We start from the raw sequence: 25,832 nt of genomic DNA, 5'->3' as shown, positions 1-25,832 counted from the left end.
GATGCTATCATTGCTGCAAATAGAAGTATAGCCGTCTAAAATTATCCACGATGTTATTCGTGAGAGGTAAGCGTATGCAATCAGCACAAGCGAAACATGCCCTGATAGACGCCGGACGTTGGCTCAGTGAGCAAGGCTGGGTACCGGCAACCGGGGGCAACTTTTCCATTAGAACAGAGCAAGGCTTTGTTGTCACGGCCAGTGGTCATGACAAAGGGGCGCTGCAACCCGAGCATTTTCTTGAGTTCAATACCGAAGGCACACACATCGCAGGAACCGGTAAGCCCTCAGCCGAAACCGAGCTGCACCTTGCCCTGTATGCACTCAGTGCGCGTACACACTGCATCTTGCATACCCACTCCGTTGCGGCAACAGTTCTGTCTCGCCTAACAGCAGAGCACAGCCTGAACATTCAGGGGTACGAAATGCAAAAAGCCCTGCATGGTTTCACCAGTCATCTGGAGACCCTGGCTATTCCGGTTTTCGACAACGATCAGGATATTCCAGCCCTGGCACGTCGGGTGGCTGAATACCATGCCCACACGCCTGTGCGGCACGGGGTGCTGATCCGCGGCCATGGACTTTATGCGATGGGGGCAGACATCAGTGAAACGCGTCGTCATATCGAGGCACTGGAATTTTTGTTTAACTGCGAACTGACGCGCAGACAACTGGAAAAAAACGCATGATCAAAGCAATTTTGACCGACATCGAAGGCACCATTACCCGTATCTCTTTCGTCAAAGAGATCCTGTTCCCCTATGCCGCAGACAAGCTACCCGATTTCGTGCGCCAGCATGCACACACCCCGGAAGTGACTGCACAGCTGGATGCAGTGCGTGCTGAACTGAACGCACCACAAGCCTCACTGGATCAGGTTGTCCAGACGCTACTCAGCTGGATCGCTGAAGATAAGAAAGTCACGCCTCTGAAACAATTACAGGGCATGATCTGGCAACATGGCTATCAAAATGGCGATTTTACCGGCCATATTTACCCAGATGCGCACCAGTTTTTGTCTACCGAACATGCTGCGGGCACTGCACTCTACGTCTATTCGTCTGGTTCAGTGCAGGCCCAGCAACTGCTGTTTGCCCATTCGGACTATGGCGATATGCGCCCCTTATTCAGTGGTTATTTTGATACCCGGATAGGTGCCAAACAGCAACCCGAGGCCTATCAGGCCATCGCCAGTCAGCTATCCTTTGCGGCGCATGAAGTGCTCTTTCTGAGCGATGTGGTGGCCGAGCTGGATGCGGCAAAAGCAGCAGGCATGCAGACCTTGCAATTATGGCGTGACGGACAGCCACGGACACAGGCACATGCCTTTATTGAAGATTTCAGCCAATATAATGCACAGGAGTCACGATGAGCCAATTGACCATTTACCATGATCAGCACCCGGATAACATTGAATTCCACAGTGATGCACACAACCAGATAGCCGCTCAGCTTGCTGAGGTGGGTGTCCGCTTCGAGCAATGGCAGGCCGCCTATGAGATTAACCAGACGACATCACATGATGACATTCTTGACGCATATGAGCAGGACATTAATCGCCTGAAAACACAGGATGGCTATCAGACCGTAGACGTGATCTCTTTGCCAAAAGGTCACCCCGACGCGCCCGTTATGCGTCAGAAGTTTCTGTTTGAGCACACCCATAGCGAAGATGAAGTACGTTTTTTTGTTCAGGGTCAGGGGCTATTTTGCCTGCATATTGGCGAACGGGTTTATCAGGTTCTGTGTCAGCAGGGCGATTTGATCTCAGTACCCGCGATGACACCTCACTGGTTTGATATGGGCAGCGACCCTCAGTTTACCGCAATCCGGCTGTTCAACAATGAACAGGGCTGGGTGGCACAAAGTACTGACAGCCCTATCGCCGAGCGCTTTCCGTTACTGGATTAAAGCGCTCGCCCGGCACGGTGTCGTCATACCGTGCCTAAAACGCCCGCCGCCACGTCCTGCGGAAAATACACGCCCGTATCCAGTACCCAGGCTGTGATCAGCTCAGCTGGTGTGACATCAAAAGCCGGGTTATACACTTGTGCCTGTGCGGGTGCCCACTGACAGTGACCAAAGCTGCCACTCACCCCGGTCACCTCGCTTTCAGCACGCTGTTCAATCGGGATCTCTGCGCCCGAGGCACAGCCAATGTCCAGGGTTGTTACCGGGGCAACGACATAGAAAGGGATCTTATGATAGTGGGCCAGCACAGCCAAATTATAGGTGCCCACTTTATTGGCAAAGTCGCCGTTCGCAGCAATGCGATCAGCCCCGACAAAAATTTTATCGACCTTGCCTGCTGCCATCAGACTGGCCGCCATATTGTCACAAATCAAGGTATAAGGGATCTGCCACTGCGCCAGCTCATATGCAGTCAGTCGTCCCCCTTGCAATAATGGCCGGGTCTCATCAACCCAGATATGGATGTCCGCATGCTGTCGGGCAGCATGATGGATCACGCCCAAAGCGGTGCCCACCCCAGCAGTGGCCAGCGCGCCGGTGTTGCAATGTGTCAGAATATTATCTGAGGGTTCGACCAGCTGCGCACCCAATGTGGCCATTCTGTCGCACAGTGCACAGTCTTCTTCAAACAATCTCTCCGCCTCCGTCACCACAGCCAGGGCAAAGTCTTGCTGTTGCAAGGCAGTGCGCAGCCTCGCCATGCAGTGCATCAGATTCACTGCCGTCGGGCGGGTGGCTTCCAGCTCGTCAATTGCCTCACTAAGCTGAGTTTTACTGTGACCCTGCTCCGCCAGGTAAGCAACCAGCAGACTCGCTGCTAAACCAATCAAAGGAGCGCCACGCACTTTCAGCGTCAGGATCAGCGACGTCATTTGCGCCACACTGGTGCAATGATGCCATGTCTCCTCATGTGGCAGTAAATACTGGTCCAGCACCTGAACCCTGCCAGCCTGATACTTCAAACTCCGCGCAACTAGCTCTTTCACCGTTGTTTACTCCGATTTGCTCCTGACGAATGCCCATTCATATCGATGGACAGGCAAGTATGAAGTCTGACACTAACCGTGCCGTTATGACCTCTTTGTGTCATCTGTCACCGACGAAATTACTTCATCTCGACAGTGCCCGATTGAAAAAACGAACGGTTCTATTCTACATCAAGATCTAAAGATGTATAGACTTCTAAACGTTTGCAGATATAGAATGCTGATCTAATTTTATGCTATCTGGATGATCCGAATGAGTGCTTATCTGGCGTTTGACAATGACAAGGCCATTGAATACATCAATAACCTGGGGGGGATGTTCCCACCAGACGCACAGCTGAACTGCTATGAGTTTGGCGATGGCAACCTGAACCTGGTTTTTCGGGTCACTGATCAACATAACCACAGCGTGATCCTTAAGCAGGCGTTACCCTACGCGCGCTGTGTCGGTGAAAGCTGGCCACTGACACTTGATCGGGCCCGCATCGAAGCCAGCGCCTTACGTCGCCATGGTGAGGTTTGTCCCACCCATACTGTCAGGGTATTGCACCACAATAGTGAGCAGGCAGTGACGATACTTGAAGATCTGGGTCATCTGAAAATCTTACGCAGTGAACTCAACGCCGGGCGTACTTTTGCCAATCTGGGTCGGGATGTGGCCCGCTATCTGGCCACAACCAGCTTTTACCACAGCGATTTCTACCTCACGCCTGCAAACAAGAAAGCCCTGATCCAGTCTTTTACCAACCCGGAATTGTGTGCCATCACAGAAGAGTTATTTTTTGACGACCCCTATCAGGATAGCGAGCGTAACCACTATCCGGATGCGCTGAGCAAAGAGGTCGACAAGCTACGTCACAATACAGCATTAAAACTGGCCATTGCTCAGCTCAAGCAGCGTTTCTTGTCTTCTCCGCAAGCGTTACTGCATGGTGATGCACACAGTGGTAGCCTGTTTGTCGATGACACAACCACCAAGTTTATTGATCCGGAATTTGCCTTTTTTGGTCCCATTGGTTTCGATCTCGGCTCTTTTATCGGTAATTTGCTCCTCAATTTCTGTGCTCAGCATGGCCGTATCAGTGAAGCGTCAAAGCGTCGTGATATGCATACTTACTTGTTGCGCACCATAGATATCTGCCTGGGTGAATTTGACTATCAATGGCAGACGTTGTGCGAACAACATGGCACAGACACTACCTTACAGGCACCTGGTTATGCGGCATTGTTTCTGCGTGATGTATTACAAGACGCCATTGGGTATTGTGGCAGTGAGATGATCCGCCGCACCATAGGGCTTGCCCATGTCAGCGATTTGGATGAAATTGAAGATGAGCAGGCACGCCTGCGAGCGCAGCGCCTGGCATTGGAGGTCGGTGAACAACTGATCCTGAATGCCCGCAGCTGTCAAAGCAAAGACGCCTGCTATCAGTTGATCATCAGCGTCTTACAGTAATATCTGTAGCACCTGGATCAACTCAGGCCAGGCTCAGAGTTGATCCATCTGCTCGTTACTATGTCTGGCTTGTGTTTTGCGCCGACGCAATATACTTATCGATCTGCGTTTCCAGGACATTTAACGGCACAGAGCCATGACGCAGGATTTGATGGTGGAACTCGCGAATATCAAAAGCATCCCCTAACGCCGCCTCGGCTTTCGCACGCAAACGTTTAATGGTCAACTCACCGACCTTGTATGACAATGCCTGACCTGGCCAGGATATGTAGCGATCCGTTTCTGTTTTGACATTGTGCAGCGACAAAGCCGTATTATCACGCATAAAGTTCATTGCCCGCTCCCGGCTCCAGCCAAACATGTGCATTCCGGTATCCACAACCAGGCGAGCTGCCCGCCACATTTCGTAGGTCAGGCGGCCAAAATTGCTGTACGGGTCCTGATAAAAGCCAGCTTCCAGACCCAGATATTCAGCATACAAGCCCCACCCCTCTCCAAATGCAGAGATATAGGAATCGCGACGGTAATCAGGTAAATAGTCCAATTCCTGGTTCAGCGAAATTTGCAAATGATGTCCCGGCACCGCTTCGTGCAGGGTCAGGGCTTCAAGCACATATAAAGGACGCTTATCTAACGCATAGGTATTGACCCAGTAAAAACCTGCGTCAGTGTCCTTGCTTGCCCCCAGATATCGCCCAGTAGTGTACTTAGGTGCAATGGCATCCGGCACCGGCGCAACCCCATAAGGGCGACGCGGTAGTGTATGGAATAACTTAGGCAACTGCGCATCCATTTTCTTGGCAATGAAAGCGGCTTCTTTGAGCAACTCTTCTGCACTGCTGGCGTAAAACTGCGGATCGGTTCTTAAGAACTGGACAAACTCGGCAAAGCTCCCATCAAATTTGGTTTGCTTGATGATCTCCATCATTTCACTTTTGATCCGGGCCACTTCTTCCAGCCCCAACGCATGCACCTGTTCAGGTGTCATCTGTGTGGTCGTAAAGTGCGCGGTCCGATTACGGTAAAACTCAACGCCATTCGGGGTACTCGAGATACCAATGTCATCACGTGCACCTGGCCTGTACTGCTCGACAAAAAATGCCAGATACTCGCGATATGCCGGGATCACCTGTTGTGCGATCACTTTCTGTGCCTGCTTTTGTAAGCGCTCAAACTCGTCATCTGGTAGGCCGCTGCGATTATGCTTGAAAGGACGGAAGTAGGTCGACTCCGTCGCCTCATCGACAATAAAGGCCTCAATAGATGCCTCGTACCCAGCCAATACTGCTTTTGGCTGAGTCAGGCCTGTTTCAAGCCCCTTGCGCATCCAGGCAATATTTTCTGCAAAATAACGCGGCACTTCTGCCAGTTTACTCAGATACAGCGCATAATCATCGCGGGTTTTAAACTCTGTACCACCCAGTAGCCTCGGCAGACTGCTGTGAAAGCCGCTTTCAGACTTAAGTGGCATGTAGTGCGCATTGAAGCGATAGCGATCTACCTTGTCCTGGATCTGAGCACGCAGAATGATCAGGTTTATACGATTTTCTTCACTTAATTTTGTTTCATCCAGTGCGTCTATACGCTGCAAAAAGGCTACGCGCTCGGCATTTTTAGTGGCCAGATAGGCTGCACTCAAATCCGGCAGTAAAGTGCTTCCCTGTGCCTGCTTGTCATTGCGAAATACCATGACTTGCTGAGCTAAAGTCGTAAATTGCTGGTCAGCGCTGACCTGAGTTAGTTCACACCCTGCCAGGCCCAGTGCCAATGTCACTGCGCACAAAGAGCGGGATAGGGTTGTTTTCAATGGGAAGCTCACGTAGATGTTCCTTTAACAATATTGTGAAATTTGCGCAACACATAAACATGCTCGAGATGGGCTTGCAACTTAATACGACCAGTGGCTACTTTGAGCCATCAATGCCCCTGCAACGCCCAGTCAAGGAGACAATAAAAAAGTGATTACTAATTCAACAACACCCATAAAAAGCAATAAATTTGTCTCATTACGCGGATTTTTGCTTTTCAAAACTCTACAGAGCGATTAATGTAGCCGCAACGAAGCTAGGTATCTCATAGGAACCGTTTCGAGTATTTCTGCCAAGTATTTAACAGCAACTGATTATTGTGGTAAGTAAAATGATGTTCCATGATCCCATGGCAATAGCACAAGAAAAAATGACCAAAGTTTGTCAGTTTCTGGAACAGAATCAGCTGCCGCCTACCCCCCTAAATTACCACATTGGCTATGTCTATATCAGCCAGACTCACCGCGAACTCAATGAACAACTGGATCGCGATATCCGAAACCGTGCCAACATCGACAGTATTTACATCGAGCAGCTCTACTACGAGCATCTGCAAAAAGAGCATCAAACTGAGGCAACGCTCATCCAGCAAGTTGGCGGCATGATCGATCACCTCAGCGACTCAGCGCAGCAGTCTCAGCAAAGCCTGATTGGATTTGCTAAACAGATCAGCCACTGTATCCACAATCTCGATGAGCATAACGTCGTTAAAACGCGGGCGGCCTTAACTGACTTCAGCGCCCACACAGAGCAGCTGCTCAAACAGCATCAGCAGTTTAAAAACGCTCTGCGCAAAGCCCGGGAGCTACACGAAAAACAGCAACAACAATTGCTGACTCTGCGCAAGCAACGCATTTTAGACCCACAAACGGGTTTGTATAAACGCCACTATCTGGGCCATAAAACCCAACTATGGCTGACCCAGGATAAACCCGTTTTTGCCATTTCCATCTTAATCGAAAACCTCGACGACTTTAGTCAGGGGTTTGGCGAGCTGATCGGCGAAACTGTATTGCAGCGGGTCGCAAAAAGGATCAAAAAGTACGTACTCCACAGCGGCCTGCCGGGACGCACAGGCAGACAGGAATTCACCATTGTGCTGGCAGACTGTGACGCCGATACAGCCCAGGTCGTCGCGCAAAAAATTCGTCGTGGCGTGAGTCGCCTGAAATTTGTCAGTGCCAAAGGCGATGTCTCGTTTCCCGACATTGATTTGGCCATTGGCATTGCGCAACATCAACCCGAGCACGATTTCAATACCCTGGCCCAGCGTGCTGCCTTCGCTGCCAAAAAAGCCCAGTCGCTCGGTCAGCACTACTATGTCTCTGCCGCTACATAACATTTCCTCAGCTCATCCGGCTTCAGTGCAGCGGCCTGTTGATTAATCTGCTTAAATTGCTGACACCGATTGCGCTCACTGAGTGCTATCAAGTACACTATTAACACCCAGATCCGGCACAAATAACACACATGAAAGAAGCAAACCGCGACACCACACACTTTGGCTATCAAACAGTAGCAACGCAGGAAAAGGCCTCAATGGTGGCCGACGTTTTCCATTCTGTGGCTGCAAAATATGATGTGATGAATGACCTGATGTCATTCGGGATCCATCGCTTATGGAAGCGCCAGACCATTGCGTGTTCTGGTGTCAGACAAGGCCACAAAGTTCTGGATTTGGCCGGTGGTACCGGTGATCTGACAGCCAAATTCAGTGAATTGGTGGGTGAAACAGGTCAGGTGATCCTGGGCGACATCAATGACTCCATGCTACGTGTAGGCCGCGATAAACTGCGTGACTTGGGCCGGGTTGGGAATATCGAATATGTGCAAATGAATGCCGAAGCACTGCCCTTTCCGGACAATAGCCTGGATGTGATCACCATCGCCTTTGGACTGCGCAACGTCACCGACAAAGATAAGGCACTGCGTTCCATGTACCGAGTATTGAAGCCGGGTGGTCGTCTGTTGGTGCTGGAGTTCTCTAAAACAGACAACGAAGCGCTGTCGAAGCTATACGATTTCTACTCATTCAATATCCTGCCAACTATGGGTAAATTGGTTGCCAACGACAGCGAATCCTATCGCTACCTGGCAGAGTCTATCCGTATGCACCCAGACCAGGAAACCCTGAAAACAATGATGGAAGAAGCAGGCTTTGAACAAGCGAGCTACCAGAACCTGACGGGCGGTATTGTGGCGCTTCATCGAGGCTTTAAATTTTAATTTCGAAGAAGCAAGGAAATTGTATGTGGATCACGCTGCTCACCGCCGTTGCCGAAAGCGCACTGGATCAGCTGCTGAACAAAGAACCTGCTTTAGCACTGCAGCTGGCTCCCACGCAGCACAAAACGCTGGCGATCACCTTAACCGATCTCGGCTTGTGCTGTGCGCTGCACTATGTGGGTGAACAGCAAGGGAAACCACATTGTTTTGTCTATGGAAACTACCAGGACAAAGCCGACTGCCACATCACGACCACCTTATCGACCTTAGGTGAAATCTCAGATCCCAGTCAGCTGACGCGTCTCATCCGTGAGGAAAAGCTGGATCTCGAAGGCGATTTACAACTGGCACAAAGCTACAGCAAAGCATTTTCCGGCCTCGATATTGACTGGGCAGAACACCTTTCACGTCATCTTGGCGATGCGCCGGCCCAACTGCTGGTCGAGCGCTGCAAGACAGCCACGCAACGTGGTGGCAGTCATCTCAAGACGCTACAACGGACCTTTACACAATTGTGCCAGGACGAGCTGAAAGTAGCCGTTCACCCGCTGGAAGTCCGCCAATTTAAATCCCATACGCGACAGTTGGCTCAACAACTGGCGGCGCTGGAACAACGTATCAACGCGTTAAGCGAATTATAAGGAGCTGGGTTTGTCCATCGCTCGTCTGTATCAAATCGGTAAAACTTTTCTTAATTACGGCCTGGACGACCTGCTTCCAAGGCACAAGCAACCCTGGTATGCCCGGGCGATTAGACGTAGTTTATTTTGGCTACCCAATCAGCACAGCGACAAACCCGTCGGTGCCCGCCTCAGACTGGCACTGCAAACATTAGGACCGGTATGGGTCAAGTTTGGCCAAATGCTGTCTACGCGTCGCGACTTACTGCCACCCGACATTGCCGAAGAACTCGCCCTGTTGCAGGACAAAGTTGCCCCTTTCCCTGGCGATCAGGCACAAGCACTGATAGAAAAAGCACTGGGCCTCAATAGTATCCACGATGGTTTTGTCGAATTTGAACAAACACCGCTGGCCTCGGCTTCTATCGCGCAAGTACATTGCGCCAAGCTAGTCGTTGAGGAAGAATTAAGAGAAGTGGTGGTCAAAGTGATCCGCCCGAATATTGAAAAACAAATCCTCGCGGACCTGTCTTTGATGGAGCGTTTTGCTCATCTGCTGGCCAGCCTAATCAGTGCCGGTCGCCGCCTGCGCCCGGTCGAAGTGGTCAGGGAATATCGAAAAACTCTGCTCGATGAACTCGACCTGATGCGTGAAGCCGCTAATGCCATCCAACTCAGACGTAACTTTGAAGGCTCAGCGTCACTTTATATTCCAGAAGTGTACAGTGATTATTCAAGACGCAATGTCCTGGTGATGGAACGCATTTACGGTATCCCTGTATCGGATACAGAAGCACTGCTGGCCCAGGGCACCAATATGAAAGTGCTGGCTGAGCGCGGTGTCGAAGTGTTTTTTACCCAGGTTTTCCGCGACAGCTTTTTTCATGCCGACATGCACCCGGGTAACATTTTTGTGTCACGCGAAGATCCGCATAACCCGAAATATATCGGCATTGATTGCGGTATCGTGGGCACCTTAAATCGTGAAGATAAACGCTACCTGGCAGAGAACTTCATTGCCTTTTTCAACCGCGACTATCGTCAGGTTGCACAGTTACACGTCGACTCAGGCTGGGTACCCCCCGACACCTGTGTTGAGGAGTTCGAGTTTGCCATTCGCACTGTGTGCGAACCAATCTTTAACAAACCACTGGCCGAAATTTCGTTCGGACATGTACTGGTTAACCTGTTCAATACCGCTCGGCGTTTTAATATGGAAGTGCAGCCCCAACTGGTGTTGTTACAGAAAACCCTCTTATACGTTGAGGGTCTAGGCCGCCAGCTCTATCCACAGCTGGATTTATGGAAAACGGCCAAACCCTTTTTAGAAAAGTGGGTGCAGGATCAGGTCGGTCCTCTGGCAGTGGCCAAAAAACTCTACACCAACTTGCCATTTTGGGCTGAAAAAATGCCTGAGCTGCCAGATCTTATCTATCAGAATCTGAAGCGCAGCCAGCGTCAAAGTGCACCCATTGTGCAACAAAACCACACAGACACCCGTGCATTGCTACTTGGCCTTGCCGCAGCAGCGCTCACCATTGTGGCTGGTTTGTGCTTTGTTGATGAGCGTCAGCTCGCAAGCGGAATCTGCGCTACACTGGCAATTGCAATATTTATTAAAGCATGGCGCAAAACAGGGTGATATTTTACACACTCGGCGTATAATCTTTCTTAATTCAATAACACATTAAATGGAGTAGACATGGGTTTTGGTGGTATCAGTATTTGGCAGTTGCTTATCATTCTGGCCATTATCGTGCTTTTGTTTGGAACGAAAAAACTGCGTGGCATTGGTAGTGATTTGGGCAATGCGGTAAAAGGCTTTAAAAATGCAGTGTCTGAAGACGAAGAAGAAAAAAAGTCAGAAAAAACGGATAGCAAAGAACAGCTGACCGATCAGGCTGCACAGGCTAAAACAACCAGCGAAAAAGAAAAAGACAAGGTGTGATCTGACATGGGGATGTGGGAACTCGTCGTAGTGTTGATCGTTGGCCTGGTTGTGCTCGGGCCAGAACGCCTGCCTGTTGCGATCAGAACGGTCAGCCGCTGGATCAACACAGTCAAATCTGTTGCCAATTCCGTCAAGGCGGAAGTAAGCGAAGAGCTGAGAGTACACGAGTTGCATAGCAACCTGAAAAAAGCCGAAGAACAGGGCCTGGACAATATTTCCCCAGGTCTCAAACAATCGGTTGAGGAGTTGCAGCGTGCGGCAGAGTCAGTACGCCACAGCTACAGCAAGTCTCCAGATCCGTCGAAAAACGACAAAGATCCGTCCTCTCAAAACTAACCGTTTACGAGTTTTTGCATGTCAGATATGACAAATAGTGGCTTTATTGGCCACCTTATTGAGCTTCGAAATCGTCTAATTAAGGCGCTACTAAGCATCCTGATCATTTTTATTTCTTTGGTTTATTTTGCCAACGATATATATGCATTTGTGGCAGCCCCACTGGTTGAGAGCCTACCCGCAAACAGCACTATGATAGCCACAGATGTCACGGCCCCTTTCTTTGCCCCCTTTAAACTGACCCTGTTTGTATCACTGTTTCTGGCAGTGCCTATGATACTGCATCAAATCTGGGGATTTCTGGCACCCGGCCTGTATCAGCATGAAAAACGCATGCTGATGCCCATTCTGCTGTCCAGTATCCTGCTGTTTTACGCCGGTATTGCATTTTGTTATTTTGTCGTGATGCCCATTATTCTCGGCTTCTTTACCGCCGTGGGTCCCGACATGATGACCCTCTCTCCGGATATCAGCAGCTATCTTGGCTTCATTTTGAAGTTGTTCTTTGCATTCGGCGTTGCATTTGAAATACCCGTGGCCATTATGCTGTTGTGCTGGAGCGGTGTCACGACCACGCAAAGCCTGGCACAAAAACGGCCCTATATCATAGTCGGCGTGTTTGTCGTCGCGATGTTTTTAACGCCTCCCGATGTGCTATCGCAAACACTACTCGCCGTTCCGATGGCACTGCTGTTTGAATTGGGGTTATTGTTGGCCAGGCTGTACAGCAAAAAGCCCGTCGCAGAGGAAGAAAGCCATGAATAAAATCACATTTTTGCTGATCGGTGCAGTGATACTTACCGCTGTGCTTGGCATACAACCAGCTCAGGCCAAAGGTAAATTACCGCATAAATTGCAAGCATGTAGTCAGCAGCAACCCGACGACAAGCGCTTAGCCTGTTACGATCAACTGGCCGCTGACTATGCCAGTAAGCCACACCCGGTACGCTCTAAGCCGCCAGCAACGAATGCCAAGTCTTTTGGCCTGGAGCACAAACAGGACAGCGAACAGACAGTCAACGCAACTGTGGTGGAGGTGAGCAAATCCGCCAATGGATTACGCCGGTTTACGCTCGATAACCAGCAACGCTGGCAGCAGATCGGCACACAAGCCTTCTTTGCAAAAGAAGGGGACACAGTGACCATTCGTCGTGGCTCATTCAATTCTTTCATCATGCAAAAAGATGGCTCTAACCGCTCAATAAAAGTGAGAAGGGTAGATTAAATGGCGACCTTTATTGATGCTGGCGTCAACCTGACCAGTACACAATTTGATACCGATCGCACAGCCATCCTGACCCGGGCGGCGGATCAGGGCGTAGAATCTATGTTGCTGATTGGATGTGACTTACTCACCAGTGAGCAAAGTCTGGCGCTGGCACAAGAATATAACCAGTATGCGACCGCAGGTGTGCACCCTCATGATGCCAAAGACGTGCCGGACGATTTCATCGCCCAGTTGCGCCACCTGGCAGCCCAAGATCACGTGGTCGCTATTGGCGAGTGTGGGCTCGACTTCAATCGTGACTACTCACCGCGCCCGGTGCAGCAACTGATCTGCGGTGTGCAACTGGAGCTGGCTCAGACACTCGACATGCCGGTGTATCTGCATGAACGCGAGGCATTTGATACGCTCAGTGCCATGCTGGACGAATTTTCCCTGCGCGGTGTACTACATTGCTTTACTGGTGATAGGCACGCTTTGCGCCATTACCTAGATTATGGCCTGATGATTGGCCTGACTGGCTGGCTGTGCGATGAGCGCCGGGGTGAAACCTTACGGGAGTTAGTGCGTTATATTCCAGAAGATCGGATCCTGCTGGAGACGGATGCGCCCTTCTTACTTCCCAGAACACTCAAACCGAAACCGAAATCCCGCCGTAATGAGCCGGCTTACCTGCCAGAGATTGCACATCATGTTGCGGCGCTCAAAGGCATTTCCCTGACGCAACTGGCCCAGCAAACCACGGAGAATTTCAAAACCTTGTTCCAGATATCAGGGAACAATGCCTGATGGTGTGGCGCTGGCTGCTACTTTTGCTGTGCTTATCCGGTGCTGCTCAGGCACTGGAGGTATCTGCTGAATTTAAGCAACACCAGGCACTGTCCTATCAGTATGCTTTCAGCCAGGCGGACACCATTCAAACATTACTGGCCAGTGATCCACACTGGCAACCAGGTCAGCGCCAGCCGTTAAAACCGCCCGCAAATACCCAAGCCTGGATCCGCGTATCTTTGCACAACCCGGGCCCCATTGAGGTGCCCCTGCTACTGAGTATAGATAACAACTTACTGGATAAAATCACCGCCTACATCCGCCATGATGATGCCTCTTTTCTGACTCTGGCGTTGGGTGACGCGCTGCCACTAATGCAGCGCCCCATTAAACACGAAGCCCAGCTCATTCCGTTAGAGCTGCCGGCACAGAGTCACAGTCAGGTCTACTTGCAGCTCAGCCATCATGGTACGCTGAATGTCCCCTTGAGCCTCTGGCACCCAATAGAGTACCTCAAGTACAAGAGCAAGTTTAATCTGGTCTACGGGATACTGGCCGGATTTATACTGGCCATGATCGCCATTAACTTTACCCTGTATAGTTTTACTCGCCGGCGCTATTTTTTACATGGCACACTCATTATCGGCCTCTTCTGGCTGCTCATAGTGCACCTATATGGTTTTGGCTACCGTTATCTGTATGGTTCACACGTCTGGTTGCAGCAATATGGTCAAAGCCTGCTGGTGATGTTCTCCACACTGGCCCTGATCCCCATTCAACGCAGCAAAGCACTGCCCAACCTGCTGCCAATAAAATATGACCGCAAGCTCACGCAACTGCTGATACTGGGTCTGATCTTAACCTTACTAAGCCAGCTCCTGCCGCTGACACAAGCCACCTTTGCAGCCTATGGCATGGCACTCACACTCGTATTAGGATATATCGCCTGCACCCTGCGCAGCCGTTACCGTCGCACCACCAAAATCACGGCCCTACTGATCTACATTATTATGTTAATCACCCTCAGCTATCAGTTTGGTTTTGAATTGGGTTTATTTGGTGGCGCTCAATTGGACCGCCCGGTGACTTATATCTGTTACTTGATCCTGAGCCTCTATATCAGCTTTGTGCTGACTCGGCAGTTCATACTTGAACGTGAAAAGCACATCAAGACACAGCAACATAAGCTCGCCCGTACTCAGGCAGAAGACGCCCTGCTCAAAGAAAAACTGAAACTCCAGGAACAGGCACAGGAAGAGCTGGAAAACAGCATTGATGAACGCACTTTTGAACTTCAGGTGACGCTGAGAGAGCTGGAAGAGAAAAACCATGAGCTGGAAAAGCTCAACATGGAAGACCCCATGACCAAAGTAAAGAACCGTCGTTACTTTGATAAGCGTCTGATGATGGAAGTCCGCCGTTCACGTCGGGAACAAACGACGTTGAGTCTGATCATTCTGGATATTGATTTCTTCAAAAAAGTAAACGATAACTACGGTCATCTTGCCGGGGATCACACCATTTGTGCGTTCGCGCGGCTCATAGAGAAACACCTGAAAAGACCCCATGATGAAGTATTTCGCTATGGCGGTGAAGAATTTGTGATCCTGCTGCCCAACACCTCACAGGAGGGCGCGTTGGAGCTGGCCGAGCAGATCCGCCAGGCCACTGAAGCCCATGAGCTGAAAGTCGCCGGTCACCATATTAAATTTACCACCAGTGCCGGGGTTTACAGTGCCATCGCACAGAACACCAACAACCCCACACTATTTACCGATTTGGCTGATAAAGGCTTGTACATGGCCAAACAACAAGGCCGCAATCGGATCTGTATTTACCAACCTAAGCAGGAGACTTAACGTGGCTCAGTCAGGACTGGATCTTTTTCCCTATACGCGTATGCGCCGTATGCGCAAAGACGACTTTTCCCGCCGTATGATGTGTGAAAACACGCTCACGGTAAACGATCTGATCTATCCGGTGTTCGTCCTGGAAGGCAAGAACCGCAAAGAAGCGATCCCTTCTATGCCCGGCATTGAGCGTCTGTCGATCGACCTACTGGTAGAAGAAGCCAAAGAACTGGTGGCGCTGGGTGTACCGGCTGTCGCCATTTTCCCGGTTACCCCTGGCGACAAAAAATCCTTACATGCGGAAGAAGCTTATAATCCGGAAGGGCTGGCACAACGCACCGTACGCGCACTTAAGAGCGAGTGTCCGGAGCTGGGAGTGATCACCGATGTAGCACTGGACCCATTCACTACACATGGCCAGGACGGCATCATAGACGAAGCGGGTTACGTGATAAACGATATCACCACTGAGGTACTCGTCAAGCAGGCATTGTCTCATGCAGAGGCTGGTGCTGATATTGTCGCCCCCTCAGATATGATGGATGGTCGTATTGGTGCTATCCGTGATGCGCTCGAGGAAGTCGGACACATTCATACCCGCATCATGGCCTATTCTGCTAAGTATGCATCCAGCTATTACGGCCCGTTCCGCGATGCAGTTGGCTCAGCAGGCAACCTCAAAGGGGCGGATAAGAAGACCTATCAGATGGATCCGGCTAATTCTGATGAGGCGTTACGTGAAGTCGCATTAGACCTTCAGGAAGGTGCTGACATGGTGATGGTTAAGCCAGGCATGCCATATCTGGATGTGGTACGCCGAGTAAAAGACGAATTCGGTGTCCCAACATTTGCTTATCAGGTGAGTGGTGAATATGCCATGCACAAAGCGGCTATCGACAATGGCTGGCTGGCAGAAAAACCAACCATTATGGAGTCATTACTCGCTTTTAAACGTGCCGGTGCCGATGGCATTCTCACCTACTTTGCAAAGCAAGCCGCTATCTGGTTGAATGATAAATAAATAATAGGTAATTATTAAAAAAGGAGCAATAAATTGCTCCTTTTTTGCATTTTTACGATTAACATTGTGTCATTTTTGTGTAACATAGCCCCCGTAAGCTTATGTACCCATTTGGGTTTAAACTACACACGGGAAAAACCATGATAAAAACAAAATTCACTCCACTGGCACTTCTTGTGGCCGCAGCAACTGCCCCTGTGCAGGCTCAGGTCATCATGTCAGAGTACATTGAAGGTAGCTCGAACAATAAAGCAGTAGAGCTTTTCAATACTTCAGAAAACGCAATATCCCTGGACGGATATACGCTCAGCTATTATTCAAATGGCAACACAGATCCATCAAATACCATTGAGCTTAGCGGTGAAATCGCAGCAGGTGGTACTTATGTCATTGCAAACAGTAGCGCCGTTGATGCAGTACTAAGTGCTGCACAGCTAACAATAGGTGGCAGCTGGTACAATGGTGACGATGCGATTGTATTACGTAACGGTGATACGGTACTGGACAGCTTTGGCCAGGTTGGCTTTGACCCAGGCAGTAACTGGGAAAATAATGGTGTTGCAACAAAAGACAAAACACTACGTCGCAACCTGGAAGTGACAACCGGTCGCACAACCTTTGACGCGGCATTCGATCCAAGTGCCGAGTGGATACAGTTCGATAAAGATGATTTTTCTGGCCTAGGTAGCCATAGCGGCGATACCGGCGGTGGTGATGACGGTGGCGACGATGGTGACACGCCAGAGCCATTAGTGTGTGGAGAAGCCGCCACAGCCATTAATGCTATTCAGGGTAATGCAGACGAAAGCCCGCTTAAAGATCAAATTGTGACCATTGAAGCTGTGGTCACAGCAGACCTGCAAGAAGACAACCAGCTGAAAGGCTTCTTTGTTCAGTCACTGGCTAATGACATGGACGAAGACAGCATGACCTCAGAAGGTCTATTTGTATACTATAAAGATGTCGACGTAAACGTTGGTGACCAGGTACGTGTTAAGGGTACGGTTCAAGAGTTTTACAATGCCACTCAGCTGGGCAATGTCACTCAACTAGAAATCTGTGGCAGCGCAGAAGTTCAGGCGCAGGTGCTAACCCTGCCCGTCTCTGAGGTAAGCGACCTGGAGGCCGTAGAAGGCATGTTAGTTAACCTGTCCAATGACATGGTTGTGGCAGATACTTATAACTTAGGTCGTTATGGTGAAGTTGGCTTGGCAACAGAACGCCTTTACCAGGGTACACAATTAGCGATGCCTGGTGATGAAGCCAATGCACTGGAAGCAGAAAACAAGAAGAAGTTCCTGCTGATGGATGATGGTTCGACCGTTCAGAACCCAGAAGTGATCCCATATCCAAGTACCGGCCTGGATGCTTACAAAACCATCCGTCTGGGTGACACGGTGTCTAATGTGCAAGGGGTTATTGCTTACAGCTTTGGCCAATACCGCCTAAACCCAACCACAGCCCCGACTTTCAACAACACCAATGAACGTGCTGAAGCTCCAGAGCTTGAAGGTGAAGGTGATCTGCGTATCGCCAGCTTCAACGTCCTGAACTATTTCAATGGCGACGGCCAGGGTGCAGGATTCCCAACACCACGTGGTGCAGACACAGCAGAAGAGCTGGTCCGTCAGGAAGCAAAACTGGTATCCGCTATCACTGCGCTGGATGCCGATGTTATTGGTCTGATGGAGATCGAAAACGACGGATTTGGTGAGCACAGTGCCATTGCTGATTTAGTGAGAGCGATTAATGCTGAGTCTAGTTACACCTATGCATTTGTCGACTTCAACACCGACACGATTGGTGGTGACGATATCACAACAGGCATTATCTACCGCACCGACACAGTAGAAGAAGCGGGTACTGCTAGCTTCACAACTGCTGTGCCGTTTGATTACAGCAACCGTCCACCTACGGCGCAAAGCTTCCGTAAGCTGGACAATAATGAAGAGTTTACCGTTGCCGTTGCTCACCTCAAATCGAAAGGTTGTGGCAGCGCAGAAGGTGATAACGCTGATCAGGGCGATGGTCAGGGCTGTTGGAATGTCATCCGTACTGAAGGCGCAAACGCGTTCGCAGACTGGCTGGCGACCAACCCAACGGGTAACGACGATGAAGACGTTATCCTGGTAGGTGATATGAACGCCTATGCAATGGAAGACCCGATGCGTGCCTTCGCGGATAAAGGTCTGAGCAATGTTATGACTCATGTGGACGGTAACACACAGAGCTACTCTTATACCTTCTCAGGACGCCTGGGTAGCCTGGACCATGCCGTGGCATCACCTTCACTGCTAGCTAAGGTCACAGATGCAACAGACTGGCACATCAATGCTGATGAACCACGTATGCTGGATTACAACACTGAATATAGAACGGATGCACAAATTGCCGCGCTATACGCACCACATGCCTACCGTGCATCTGACCACGATCCAGTGATTGTAGAGATTAAAACAGAAGCCGCCGCGCCGCCCGTTGATCCACGCCCAGTGATTGCAGCTGGTCAAAGCTTCGACGTAGCAGAAAACACACCGATAAACACTGCTATTGGTATGCTTGAATTCTCAGATGCAGATGCTGACGAGACGCCGGTAGAGCGCTTTATTGTAACTGGTACAAACGTCATTTCGGTCAATGAATCTGGTCAGGTTGTTGTTGCCGGCGAACTGGATTATGAATTCGATAACCGAATCGAGTTCATGGTTCAGGCACAAGACAGTGCTGGTAACCTGTCAGAGCAAGTACAGGTTGTTGTCAACGTTAAAGATATCAAACAAGGTGATGACAATGACGGCGATGATGACTCAGGCAGCCTGGGCTGGTTAGCCCTGTTTGCGGCACCTCTGGCGCTGCTGCGTCGTCGCACAAAATAAATGTGAGTGTGATGGCTGAAGCATGTAAAAGTGCTTGAGCCATACCTGCATTAAAGAAGATATAAAAAAATGCGCCTTACGGCGCATTTTTATTTACTCTCAGTTTTTAAATCAATTCACTTGGTGAAGCGAAGTGAATTGATAGCTCATCAAGCCTTCACTTGATGTTTTCTCCCCGATATAGGTACCGACAGTACCTGAGCTGCTTTTTGCAGATCAGCATCATCAATAGACCAATAAGGAAAGGACAATCTTCGGTTGTTATGAAGGACAACCTTTAAACATTGCAATGGACCCAGCTTTTGTAGCTCCAGTGACGCTATTTCGTCTGCGTGCACATATCGTGTTTTCACCCATGTGCGATAACAAATTCCTGCTTTATCAATATGTACAAAGCGCTTGTCGGTCAGTGTCATCAGCACAATCAAAGCGACACCCGACAGGGATACAACCACCAGTGACGATGCTACGCCGTGAAGCGCCACCAAGTTCATCATCACATAACACAGCGAAATACCACACACTGTGGCTAAAATGGCAAACCAGCTGATATCCAAATCTATGGTTCTCATGAGTACCTCCCAATTTTACTCAATCACAAACAGAATCGACTGACTCTGGACACTAATGATAAAGTTGCAAAGTCCCTAAATCAAGTCCGTTTATGTGATTTTTAGCAATAGTTGGTCTACCCTGACTGGCGGGAAAAAGTGGCATGATTTTATTTATATTTTTGTTTCATAGGATGAATGAACTACCGAATTGTGCAACATAGCAGAAAATTCAGGCATTAAAAAAGGCCGCGAATGCGGCCTTTTTTCAGAAATCAGTCAACTAATTACTTAGCTGCTTTTTTCTCTTTCTCAGCTGCGATTACTGCGTCAGCAACGTTTGCCGGGCAAGGTGCATAGTGAGAGAATTCCATTGAGAACTGACCACGACCAGACGTGATAGTACGCAGGTGACCGATGTATCCGAACATTTCAGATAGCGGTACTTCACCTTTGATACGAACGCCAGTTGCGCCAGCTTCTTGGTCTTTGATCATACCACGACGGCGGTTAAGGTCACCGATTACGTCACCTACGTTGTCTTCTGGTGTGAACACGTCAACCTTCATCACAGGCTCAAGAAGTTGAGGACCTGCTTTAGGGATTGACTGACGGAATGCGCCTTTAGCTGCGATTTCGAAAGCGATAGCTGATGAGTCAACTGCGTGGAAACCACCGTCGAACAGCTCAACTTCAACGTCTAGTACTGGGAAGCCAGCTAGAACACCTTCGTCCATCATCATCTTGAAGCCTTTCTCAACTGCTGGCCAGAATTCCTTAGGAACGTTACCACCAACAACTGAAGATGAGAAAGTGTAGCCAGAGTTAGGCTCACCAGGCTTGATACGGTAGTCGATCTTACCGAATTGACCAGAACCACCAGACTGTTTCTTGTGCGTGTAGCTATCTTCAACTTCTTGCGTGATAGTTTCACGGTAAGCAACCTGAGGCTGACCAACAACAAGTTCAACACCGTAAGTACGCTTAAGGATGTCAACTTTGATGTCCAGGTGAAGTTCACCCATACCTTTAAGGATGGTTTCGCCTGAATCTTCGTCAGTTTCAACCTGGAATGAAGGATCTTCTGCAACCATCTTACCGATCGCGATACCCATCTTCTCGTTACCACCTTTATCTTTAGGTGCTACCGCGATAGAGATTACCGGCTCAGGGAAGATCATCGCTTCAAGTGTACATTCGTGCTTAGGATCACATAGTGTGTGACCAGTCTGAACGTTCTTCATACCAACAACCGCGATGATGTCACCCGCTTGTGCTTCAGTCAGTTCGTTACGCTCGTCTGCTTGCATCTCAACCATACGGCCGATACGCTCTGTTTTACCAGTTGCAGAGTTAAGTACTGTGTCACCTTTTTTCATGCGACCAGAGTAGATACGGATAAAGGTCAGGGCACCGAAACGGTCATCCATGATCTTAAACGCAAGCGCTTTAAGCGGCTGCTCAGCGTCAACAGTTGCAACTTCACCAGTAGGCTCACCAGTGTCTTTGTCTGTAAGCGGCTGAGGATCAACTTCTGTAGGTGCAGGTAGGTAGTCTACAACTGCATCTAGTACTAGTTGCATACCTTTGTTTTTGAATGCAGAACCACAGTAAGTTGGGAAGAAAGCAAGGTCACGTGTACCTTTACGGATACATGCTTTGATTTGCTCAAGAGAAGGCATTTCACCTTCCATGTATGCTTCCATCAGGTCGTCGTCTTGCTCAACCGCAGTTTCGATCAGCATTTCATGGTATTCTTCAACTTTGTCAACCATGTCTGCAGGAACGTCTTGGATCTCGTAGTTTTCAGGAAGACCAGTCTCATCCCAAACGTACGCTTTCTTCTCAAGTACGTCTACAACACCACAGAACTCGTCTTCGATACCGATAGGCAGCGTCATAACAAGTGGGTTAGCAGCAAGTACGTTTTGAACCTGATCTACTACGCGGTAGAAGTCAGCACCCATACGGTCAAGCTTGTTTACGAAGATACAACGTGCAACTTCTGATTCGTTCGCGTAACGCCAGTTAGTTTCTGACTGAGGCTCAACACCGCCAGATCCACAGAATACACCGATACCACCGTCAAGTACTTTCAGTGAACGATATACTTCAACTGTGAAGTCAACGTGTCCAGGAGTGTCGATAACGTTTAAGCGGTGGCCTTTCCACTCACAAGTTACCGCAGCTGACTGGATTGTAATACCACGCTCAGCTTCCTGCTCCATGAAGTCAGTTGTAGACTCACCGTCGTGTACTTCACCGGTTTTATGAATTTTACCAGTAAGCTTTAGTATACGCTCAGTGGTGGTAGTTTTACCCGCATCAACGTGCGCGAAAATACCAATGTTTCTGTACTTTGATAAATCTGCCATTGTTTTGCTCTATTTAAAGTAGAAAAATTATTCGGCGGGAGTATATCACCTCTTTAGGCGAACATCATCCTTCAAGTCGTCTAAAATGCAATCAATTTGAGAAAAAAGTGGTTTCCAATGGAATGTATTTTGCTTATATGGCTTTTATGCGTTCTAAAACACCGTCAGATAAAGGCTGTCCCCATTTTGTTCAATGACCAAAGTGTCATGAACAGGCCAAATAAGCGGTCATTTTAATGATCTAAATGACCACTTATTACTACTCAGACTTACCTAAAACAGGGGCTTTGACGATGATCTCGCCCCTGAGCATAACGCCTCCTTTAAGCCCGTTAAAACCAGATAAACAAACCCAGGATCAGCCCAACCCCCAATAAAGGCACTAAGACAGTCAACACTGCCAACGGCCAGTACGCATCCTGATGCTTCTCGCCACAGATCGCCCGCACTGTGGTCACGACATAACCATTGTGCGGCAAAGTGTCGAGCGCGCCTGAGCTGATCGCCACCACCCGGTGAAGCTGACTGGCATCCACGCCTAAGTCGAGATAATGTGGCGCCACCAATGGCAGGGCAATGGCCTGTCCACCCGATGCCGACCCTGTCAGTGCAGCAATCACGCTGACCGCAATCGCGGCGCCGAGCAGTTCGTTGCCGGGAATACTGGTCATCAGGGCAACGGCCTCATTAAAGGCCGGCGTGCCTTTGGCAACCGCACCAAAACCAACCACCGCAGCCGTGTTTCCGATCGCCACCAATGCCCCTGTGGTGCCTAAGTTCACCGCCTGAGATAAATTATGAAAGTGCTTGAAGTTAATCGCTAATATCGTCAGCACTCCACCCAGTAATGCGACGATCAGCGCGTTTTGCTGGAGTGTGCTATGCAGAGTAAATGACAAAATCAACACGACCAGCAAGGGCAATAAACCCGTGATCGGGTGCGGTAAGTTGCGCTGGATCTGTTCCGGGTCATTGTCCCGCGCGACAAAACATTCGCCATTGGCCACCGCCCGGCGGATCATCCAGCTTAAGAGTACATACCCTAATCCCGCCATAAAAATAGCTACCACGAGGCTTTCCTGCCAGGCAGCATAAGGCGAAGTCCCCAGATATTTGATTGGGATCCAGTTCTGAATTTCGGGCGACCCCGCAGAGGTCATGGTAAAGGTCACGGAACCAAATGCCAGCACCGCCGGGATAAAGCGTCGGGGTAAATTGGCATCCTTAAACAGACTGAGCGCCATCGGATAGACAGAAAAGGCCACAATAAACACGCTGACGCCGCCATAGGTCAATAAGGCACAGGCCAATACCACAGCTAACACCGCGTATTTCATGCCGATTTTGCCAATCACATAATGGGCAATGGCATCCGCAGCCCCGCTGTCTTCCATAAATTTGCCAAACAGGGAGCCCAGCAAGAACATTAAAAACCAGGCTTGCAAAAACCCGGCAAATCCGGCCATATAGAGAGACACAAAGGGTTGGCCTGCGGTGGCATTAAAAATAGCAATGTCACTGGTCAGGGCCACGATTAATGCGCACAGAGGCGCAGCGATAAACAAATTGACCCCTCGCAGGGTCAGGCCAATCAGTAACGCCAATGCGCCGATTAAGCCAAGTAAACTCAGCATACATGTCCTGTTGATTTTTTGTTATTTAAGGTTAGTTATACGGCAATTTGGCACTGGGATCGAGCACCCCAAGCAGATCCTCACTGAGGGGCATCACCGACTATCGAATAAGTATAAAGGGAGCACACTATGGCTAAAAAGATCACTTCTCTGGGAACACTCTTTGCTCTGGCGCTGACCACCAGTGCCTGTGCACAAGCGACGGAACGCGCAACCTGGCTGTGGAAAAAAGGCGGAGATCCGCTGGGGGCATCCGCCATGATCACCAGCCAGTCGACGCAGCAGACGCTGATCGATTTGCTGCAACAGCAACATATCACTGCCGTCTATGGCTCCTACGGACAATATACACAAACGCAGCCTCAGGCCGTCGCACAGTGGAACCAGGCACTGGCTGCGCATGGAATTCAGTCACATTACCTGATGGCGCAAAATACCTGGGTTTTCGCGCAAAATCACAGCAAAATGCTCAACAAATTACAAGCTCGTCTTATCGATTATCAGCGCAATGCTGCGCCTGATGCTGAATTTACTGCACTGCATCTGGATATTGAGCCTCATGCACTGGCTGAATGGAAGCAAGGCACACCCCAGTCTCGTCAGGCGTTGTTGTGGCAGCTCATTGATACATTCAGAGCCATCAGAGCTTTGCTGGATGATCAGGGTATGGCGCAATTAAAGCTGTATGCCGATATTCCCACCTGGTATGACAGCTCGGCTAAAATTGGCTGGGCCGATCAGGGGACGGCCTTTTTCGCAGCACTGGAGGAGGTGCTGGATGGGGTTTCGATCATGGCTTACGAGCGGGATAACAGCGCGTCCATTTTAAATGCCACTGTTGATGAACGGGCACTGGTCTCCCCCACGTTTTCGGTGAGACTCGGCGTAGATGTCAGCAATACCTGGCAGGATCCTGCCCATTTACACCGGGTCATTGGCGAACTGGAAGCCACGCAGCAGCGCGTCGATATTCACGATGCGACCGACTACTATTACTGGCTGCAAGCACACTAAGCACGCGTCTTTACTCACCCTGATGCTCGCATGTCAGTGTTACCCGCACGTGCGACGTCATGGTGTGTGCCTGCTCTTTGCAATGATAACCCTGTCTTTGAGTAAAGCGGTGCAGCTCCTGCTCATCATCGCGCTGATCCGCATCATTCCAGTTCGCCTCGTAGGTTACCGAAAATGACGTTGGGCTGAGCGTGGTAAACTGAAAGTTATCGTTCACCAAACAAAGGCCCGGTCGCGCCTCACGAGTGCAGGCCTGTATAGGGATCACCGAGCCGGATTCTGGGGTCGTAGAAACGATTAACAATTCAAAAATGTTCAGGTCAAATGAAGTCAACTCCTGAAATGTCACATCCGTTTCCAGCAGCATACGAGTTGTATTGAAACTCGGCCAGCACCCCTCAAGCACATTTTGACAGGGCAGAACATCCGCTTTGTCTGACACGCCGACCGCCTCTCGTGGCATCGCCCATTCCAGATCACGGACCATTTGCCGCACAAAGCGTGAGTCATCACATTGCTGATCCTTGCACTGTGCCCAAAAGCGAAGACGTATCATTTGCCCTGAATGTGGTACAGGCAATGTCTCCAGATAAATTGTGTGGCCCTGAGAGGCAAATGAAAATAACTGGGTGTTGATATCAAAAGAGTCCAGAGCATATGCAGGCAGGCTGAGTGCGGCTACTGCTGCAACTGGCAAAAAACAGGGGGTCATCATAAATTCCTTTTTGCAATTCAAGCAAACCCAGAATAACAACTTACTTGTTTACAGAATAGATACTCCCCATGCATAAATTCATAAAATAGCACCGTACTACAATACACAACACACCAAAAGCATAAATGAGAATTATTTTCAAAAAGCAATTGACAGGCACAGAGATCTAATTGATAATCACTCTCAACAAAGTGACTTGACGGTTCATTTTGTTACTCTAATTGTTTCTCGACCCTGAAACGCGTGTCGCGCACGATAACAGCATTGGTTGTTAATGAGTTACATTGACGCCCCTTGGTGTAACTCAACAACCACCTTCTATTTTACTTGCTACATTGCTCATATCGGTGACGGTAGATATGATCCCAAAAAGCCCTCCTCAGGGCTTTTTTCATTTCTGAACGAAGGCAGACTCCCTTTCGTATTCTCCCTGACAACTAAGTGCC

General features: G+C 49.6%; 23 protein-coding genes. 17 read left to right on the top strand and 6 right to left on the bottom strand.

The features are described from left to right. Positions 1–74: 74 nt before the first annotated feature. From MHN31_RS21855 to MHN31_RS21845, 3 genes are read left to right on the top strand one after another with little or no spacing between them, the layout of a single operon-like run. Complete coding sequence (locus MHN31_RS21855) at positions 75–689, top strand: methylthioribulose 1-phosphate dehydratase (RefSeq protein ID WP_125560936.1); 615 nt, start codon at positions 75–77, stop codon at positions 687–689. Next, the gene (gene mtnC, locus MHN31_RS21850; protein WP_125560938.1) at positions 686–1,372 is read left to right on the top strand and encodes an acireductone synthase; all 687 of its coding nucleotides are present in this window, start codon (positions 686–688) and stop codon (positions 1,370–1,372) included. The genes MHN31_RS21855 and mtnC overlap by 4 nt, the downstream gene beginning before the upstream one ends. Beyond that, entirely contained in the window at positions 1,369–1,911 is a 543-nt protein-coding gene (locus tag MHN31_RS21845) for an acireductone dioxygenase (RefSeq protein ID WP_125560939.1), read from the top strand. Before mtnC ends, MHN31_RS21845 begins: the two co-directional genes overlap by 4 nt. A gap of 23 nt (positions 1,912–1,934) precedes the next feature. Here MHN31_RS21845 and mtnA read toward each other — a convergent pair whose 3' ends face one another. Continuing rightward, positions 1,935–2,957: an S-methyl-5-thioribose-1-phosphate isomerase gene (gene mtnA, locus MHN31_RS21840; RefSeq protein ID WP_239445316.1), complete on the bottom strand. Its 1,023-nt coding sequence runs from the start codon at positions 2,955–2,957 to the stop codon at positions 1,935–1,937. Positions 2,958–3,210: 253 nt separating this feature from the next. On the opposite strand from mtnA, the gene mtnK reads away from it, so the two are divergent. Next, positions 3,211–4,413 carry an S-methyl-5-thioribose kinase gene (mtnK, locus tag MHN31_RS21835; protein ID WP_239445315.1) on the top strand — a complete coding sequence of 401 codons (1,203 nt, stop codon included), beginning with the start codon at positions 3,211–3,213 and terminating at the stop codon, positions 4,411–4,413. A gap of 58 nt (positions 4,414–4,471) precedes the next feature. On the opposite strand, the gene MHN31_RS21830 is transcribed toward mtnK, so the two are convergent. Beyond that, a complete protein-coding gene (locus MHN31_RS21830) occupies positions 4,472–6,232 on the bottom strand; it encodes a DUF885 domain-containing protein (RefSeq protein WP_125560945.1) in 1,761 nt (586 codons plus the stop codon). Between the two features lie 320 nt (positions 6,233–6,552). On the opposite strand from MHN31_RS21830, the gene MHN31_RS21825 reads away from it, so the two are divergent. From MHN31_RS21825 to MHN31_RS21770, 12 genes are all read left to right on the top strand, one after another. Next, entirely contained in the window at positions 6,553–7,560 is a 1,008-nt protein-coding gene (locus MHN31_RS21825; protein WP_125560947.1) for a GGDEF domain-containing protein, read from the top strand. 131 nt (positions 7,561–7,691) lie between these two features. After that, positions 7,692–8,447: a bifunctional demethylmenaquinone methyltransferase/2-methoxy-6-polyprenyl-1,4-benzoquinol methylase UbiE gene (gene ubiE / locus MHN31_RS21820; protein WP_049865660.1), complete on the top strand. Its 756-nt coding sequence runs from the start codon at positions 7,692–7,694 to the stop codon at positions 8,445–8,447. 23 nt (positions 8,448–8,470) lie between these two features. Further along, entirely contained in the window at positions 8,471–9,088 is a 618-nt protein-coding gene (locus MHN31_RS21815; protein WP_125560949.1) for an SCP2 sterol-binding domain-containing protein, read from the top strand. A gap of 10 nt (positions 9,089–9,098) precedes the next feature. Next, positions 9,099–10,709 (top strand): ubiquinone biosynthesis regulatory protein kinase UbiB, encoded by a 1,611-nt coding sequence (gene ubiB / locus MHN31_RS21810; protein WP_125560951.1) that lies wholly within the window; start codon positions 9,099–9,101, stop codon positions 10,707–10,709. A 60-nt stretch (positions 10,710–10,769) separates the two neighbouring features. Next, positions 10,770–11,015: a Sec-independent protein translocase subunit TatA gene (gene tatA / locus MHN31_RS21805; protein WP_125560953.1), complete on the top strand. Its 246-nt coding sequence runs from the start codon at positions 10,770–10,772 to the stop codon at positions 11,013–11,015. A gap of 6 nt (positions 11,016–11,021) precedes the next feature. Beyond that, positions 11,022–11,354: a Sec-independent protein translocase protein TatB gene (tatB, locus tag MHN31_RS21800; protein WP_049865663.1), complete on the top strand. Its 333-nt coding sequence runs from the start codon at positions 11,022–11,024 to the stop codon at positions 11,352–11,354. Between the two features lie 18 nt (positions 11,355–11,372). Next, positions 11,373–12,119 (top strand): twin-arginine translocase subunit TatC, encoded by a 747-nt coding sequence (gene tatC, locus MHN31_RS21795; protein ID WP_125560955.1) that lies wholly within the window; start codon positions 11,373–11,375, stop codon positions 12,117–12,119. Next, positions 12,112–12,579 (top strand): hypothetical protein, encoded by a 468-nt coding sequence (locus tag MHN31_RS21790; RefSeq protein ID WP_239445314.1) that lies wholly within the window; start codon positions 12,112–12,114, stop codon positions 12,577–12,579. The genes tatC and MHN31_RS21790 overlap by 8 nt, the downstream gene beginning before the upstream one ends. Further along, the gene (locus tag MHN31_RS21785; RefSeq protein ID WP_125560959.1) at positions 12,580–13,368 is read left to right on the top strand and encodes a TatD family hydrolase; all 789 of its coding nucleotides are present in this window, start codon (positions 12,580–12,582) and stop codon (positions 13,366–13,368) included. It begins immediately after the preceding gene. After that, positions 13,368–15,209 carry a diguanylate cyclase gene (locus MHN31_RS21780; protein ID WP_239445313.1) on the top strand — a complete coding sequence of 614 codons (1,842 nt, stop codon included), beginning with the start codon at positions 13,368–13,370 and terminating at the stop codon, positions 15,207–15,209. Before MHN31_RS21785 ends, MHN31_RS21780 begins: the two co-directional genes overlap by 1 nt. Position 15,210: 1 nt before the next feature. After that, positions 15,211–16,221 carry a porphobilinogen synthase gene (hemB, locus tag MHN31_RS21775; RefSeq protein ID WP_125560963.1) on the top strand — a complete coding sequence of 337 codons (1,011 nt, stop codon included), beginning with the start codon at positions 15,211–15,213 and terminating at the stop codon, positions 16,219–16,221. Between the two features lie 140 nt (positions 16,222–16,361). Continuing rightward, entirely contained in the window at positions 16,362–19,097 is a 2,736-nt protein-coding gene (locus MHN31_RS21770; RefSeq protein ID WP_239445312.1) for an ExeM/NucH family extracellular endonuclease, read from the top strand. Between the two features lie 149 nt (positions 19,098–19,246). Here MHN31_RS21770 and MHN31_RS21765 read toward each other — a convergent pair whose 3' ends face one another. The 3 genes from MHN31_RS21765 to MHN31_RS21755 form a co-directional block, all read right to left on the bottom strand. After that, the gene (locus MHN31_RS21765) at positions 19,247–19,669 is read right to left on the bottom strand and encodes a hypothetical protein (RefSeq protein WP_125560967.1); all 423 of its coding nucleotides are present in this window, start codon (positions 19,667–19,669) and stop codon (positions 19,247–19,249) included. Between the two features lie 266 nt (positions 19,670–19,935). Next, the gene (gene fusA, locus MHN31_RS21760; protein WP_049863889.1) at positions 19,936–22,023 is read right to left on the bottom strand and encodes an elongation factor G; all 2,088 of its coding nucleotides are present in this window, start codon (positions 22,021–22,023) and stop codon (positions 19,936–19,938) included. Between the two features lie 332 nt (positions 22,024–22,355). Further along, positions 22,356–23,657 carry a GntP family permease gene (locus tag MHN31_RS21755; protein WP_194868053.1) on the bottom strand — a complete coding sequence of 434 codons (1,302 nt, stop codon included), beginning with the start codon at positions 23,655–23,657 and terminating at the stop codon, positions 22,356–22,358. Between the two features lie 129 nt (positions 23,658–23,786). Between MHN31_RS21755 and MHN31_RS21750 the strand changes: the two genes are divergently transcribed. Beyond that, positions 23,787–24,671 carry a hypothetical protein gene (locus tag MHN31_RS21750; protein ID WP_194868054.1) on the top strand — a complete coding sequence of 295 codons (885 nt, stop codon included), beginning with the start codon at positions 23,787–23,789 and terminating at the stop codon, positions 24,669–24,671. Positions 24,672–24,681: 10 nt separating this feature from the next. On the opposite strand, the gene MHN31_RS21745 is transcribed toward MHN31_RS21750, so the two are convergent. After that, positions 24,682–25,383, bottom strand: a complete 702-nt coding sequence (locus MHN31_RS21745; protein WP_239445311.1) for a hypothetical protein — start codon at positions 25,381–25,383, stop codon at positions 24,682–24,684. Positions 25,384–25,832: the final 449 nt, after the last annotated feature.

It is taken from the genome of Pseudoalteromonas sp. McH1-42 (genome assembly GCF_022347845.1).
In the GTDB taxonomy this organism is placed as follows: Bacteria; Pseudomonadota; Gammaproteobacteria; order Enterobacterales; family Alteromonadaceae; genus Pseudoalteromonas; species Pseudoalteromonas rubra_D.
Note: the sequence above shows the minus strand (reverse complement) of the source record. Positions and strands in the feature narration are given on the sequence as shown.

What these genes read in the sequence shown, in the direction of transcription:
- MHN31_RS21815 (WP_125560949.1), top strand. Translation starts at nt 8,471, where the DNA reads ATGTGGATCACGCTGCTCACCGCCGTTGCCGAAAGCGCACTGGATCAG.
- tatA (WP_125560953.1), top strand. Translation starts at nt 10,770, where the DNA reads ATGGGTTTTGGTGGTATCAGTATTTGGCAGTTGCTTATCATTCTGGCC.
- MHN31_RS21825 (WP_125560947.1), top strand. Translation starts at nt 6,553, where the DNA reads ATGATGTTCCATGATCCCATGGCAATAGCACAAGAAAAAATGACCAAA.
- MHN31_RS21770 (WP_239445312.1), top strand. Translation starts at nt 16,362, where the DNA reads ATGATAAAAACAAAATTCACTCCACTGGCACTTCTTGTGGCCGCAGCA.
- ubiE (WP_049865660.1), top strand. Translation starts at nt 7,692, where the DNA reads ATGAAAGAAGCAAACCGCGACACCACACACTTTGGCTATCAAACAGTA.
- MHN31_RS21750 (WP_194868054.1), top strand. Translation starts at nt 23,787, where the DNA reads ATGGCTAAAAAGATCACTTCTCTGGGAACACTCTTTGCTCTGGCGCTG.
- MHN31_RS21755 (WP_194868053.1), bottom strand. Translation starts at nt 23,657, where the DNA reads ATGCTGAGTTTACTTGGCTTAATCGGCGCATTGGCGTTACTGATTGGC.
- MHN31_RS21780 (WP_239445313.1), top strand. Translation starts at nt 13,368, where the DNA reads ATGGTGTGGCGCTGGCTGCTACTTTTGCTGTGCTTATCCGGTGCTGCT.
- MHN31_RS21845 (WP_125560939.1), top strand. Translation starts at nt 1,369, where the DNA reads ATGAGCCAATTGACCATTTACCATGATCAGCACCCGGATAACATTGAA.
- fusA (WP_049863889.1), bottom strand. Translation starts at nt 22,023, where the DNA reads ATGGCAGATTTATCAAAGTACAGAAACATTGGTATTTTCGCGCACGTT.
- MHN31_RS21785 (WP_125560959.1), top strand. Translation starts at nt 12,580, where the DNA reads ATGGCGACCTTTATTGATGCTGGCGTCAACCTGACCAGTACACAATTT.
- MHN31_RS21855 (WP_125560936.1), top strand. Translation starts at nt 75, where the DNA reads ATGCAATCAGCACAAGCGAAACATGCCCTGATAGACGCCGGACGTTGG.
- tatB (WP_049865663.1), top strand. Translation starts at nt 11,022, where the DNA reads ATGGGGATGTGGGAACTCGTCGTAGTGTTGATCGTTGGCCTGGTTGTG.
- tatC (WP_125560955.1), top strand. Translation starts at nt 11,373, where the DNA reads ATGTCAGATATGACAAATAGTGGCTTTATTGGCCACCTTATTGAGCTT.
- mtnC (WP_125560938.1), top strand. Translation starts at nt 686, where the DNA reads ATGATCAAAGCAATTTTGACCGACATCGAAGGCACCATTACCCGTATC.
- MHN31_RS21765 (WP_125560967.1), bottom strand. Translation starts at nt 19,669, where the DNA reads ATGAGAACCATAGATTTGGATATCAGCTGGTTTGCCATTTTAGCCACA.
- MHN31_RS21790 (WP_239445314.1), top strand. Translation starts at nt 12,112, where the DNA reads ATGAATAAAATCACATTTTTGCTGATCGGTGCAGTGATACTTACCGCT.
- mtnK (WP_239445315.1), top strand. Translation starts at nt 3,211, where the DNA reads ATGAGTGCTTATCTGGCGTTTGACAATGACAAGGCCATTGAATACATC.
- MHN31_RS21745 (WP_239445311.1), bottom strand. Translation starts at nt 25,383, where the DNA reads ATGACCCCCTGTTTTTTGCCAGTTGCAGCAGTAGCCGCACTCAGCCTG.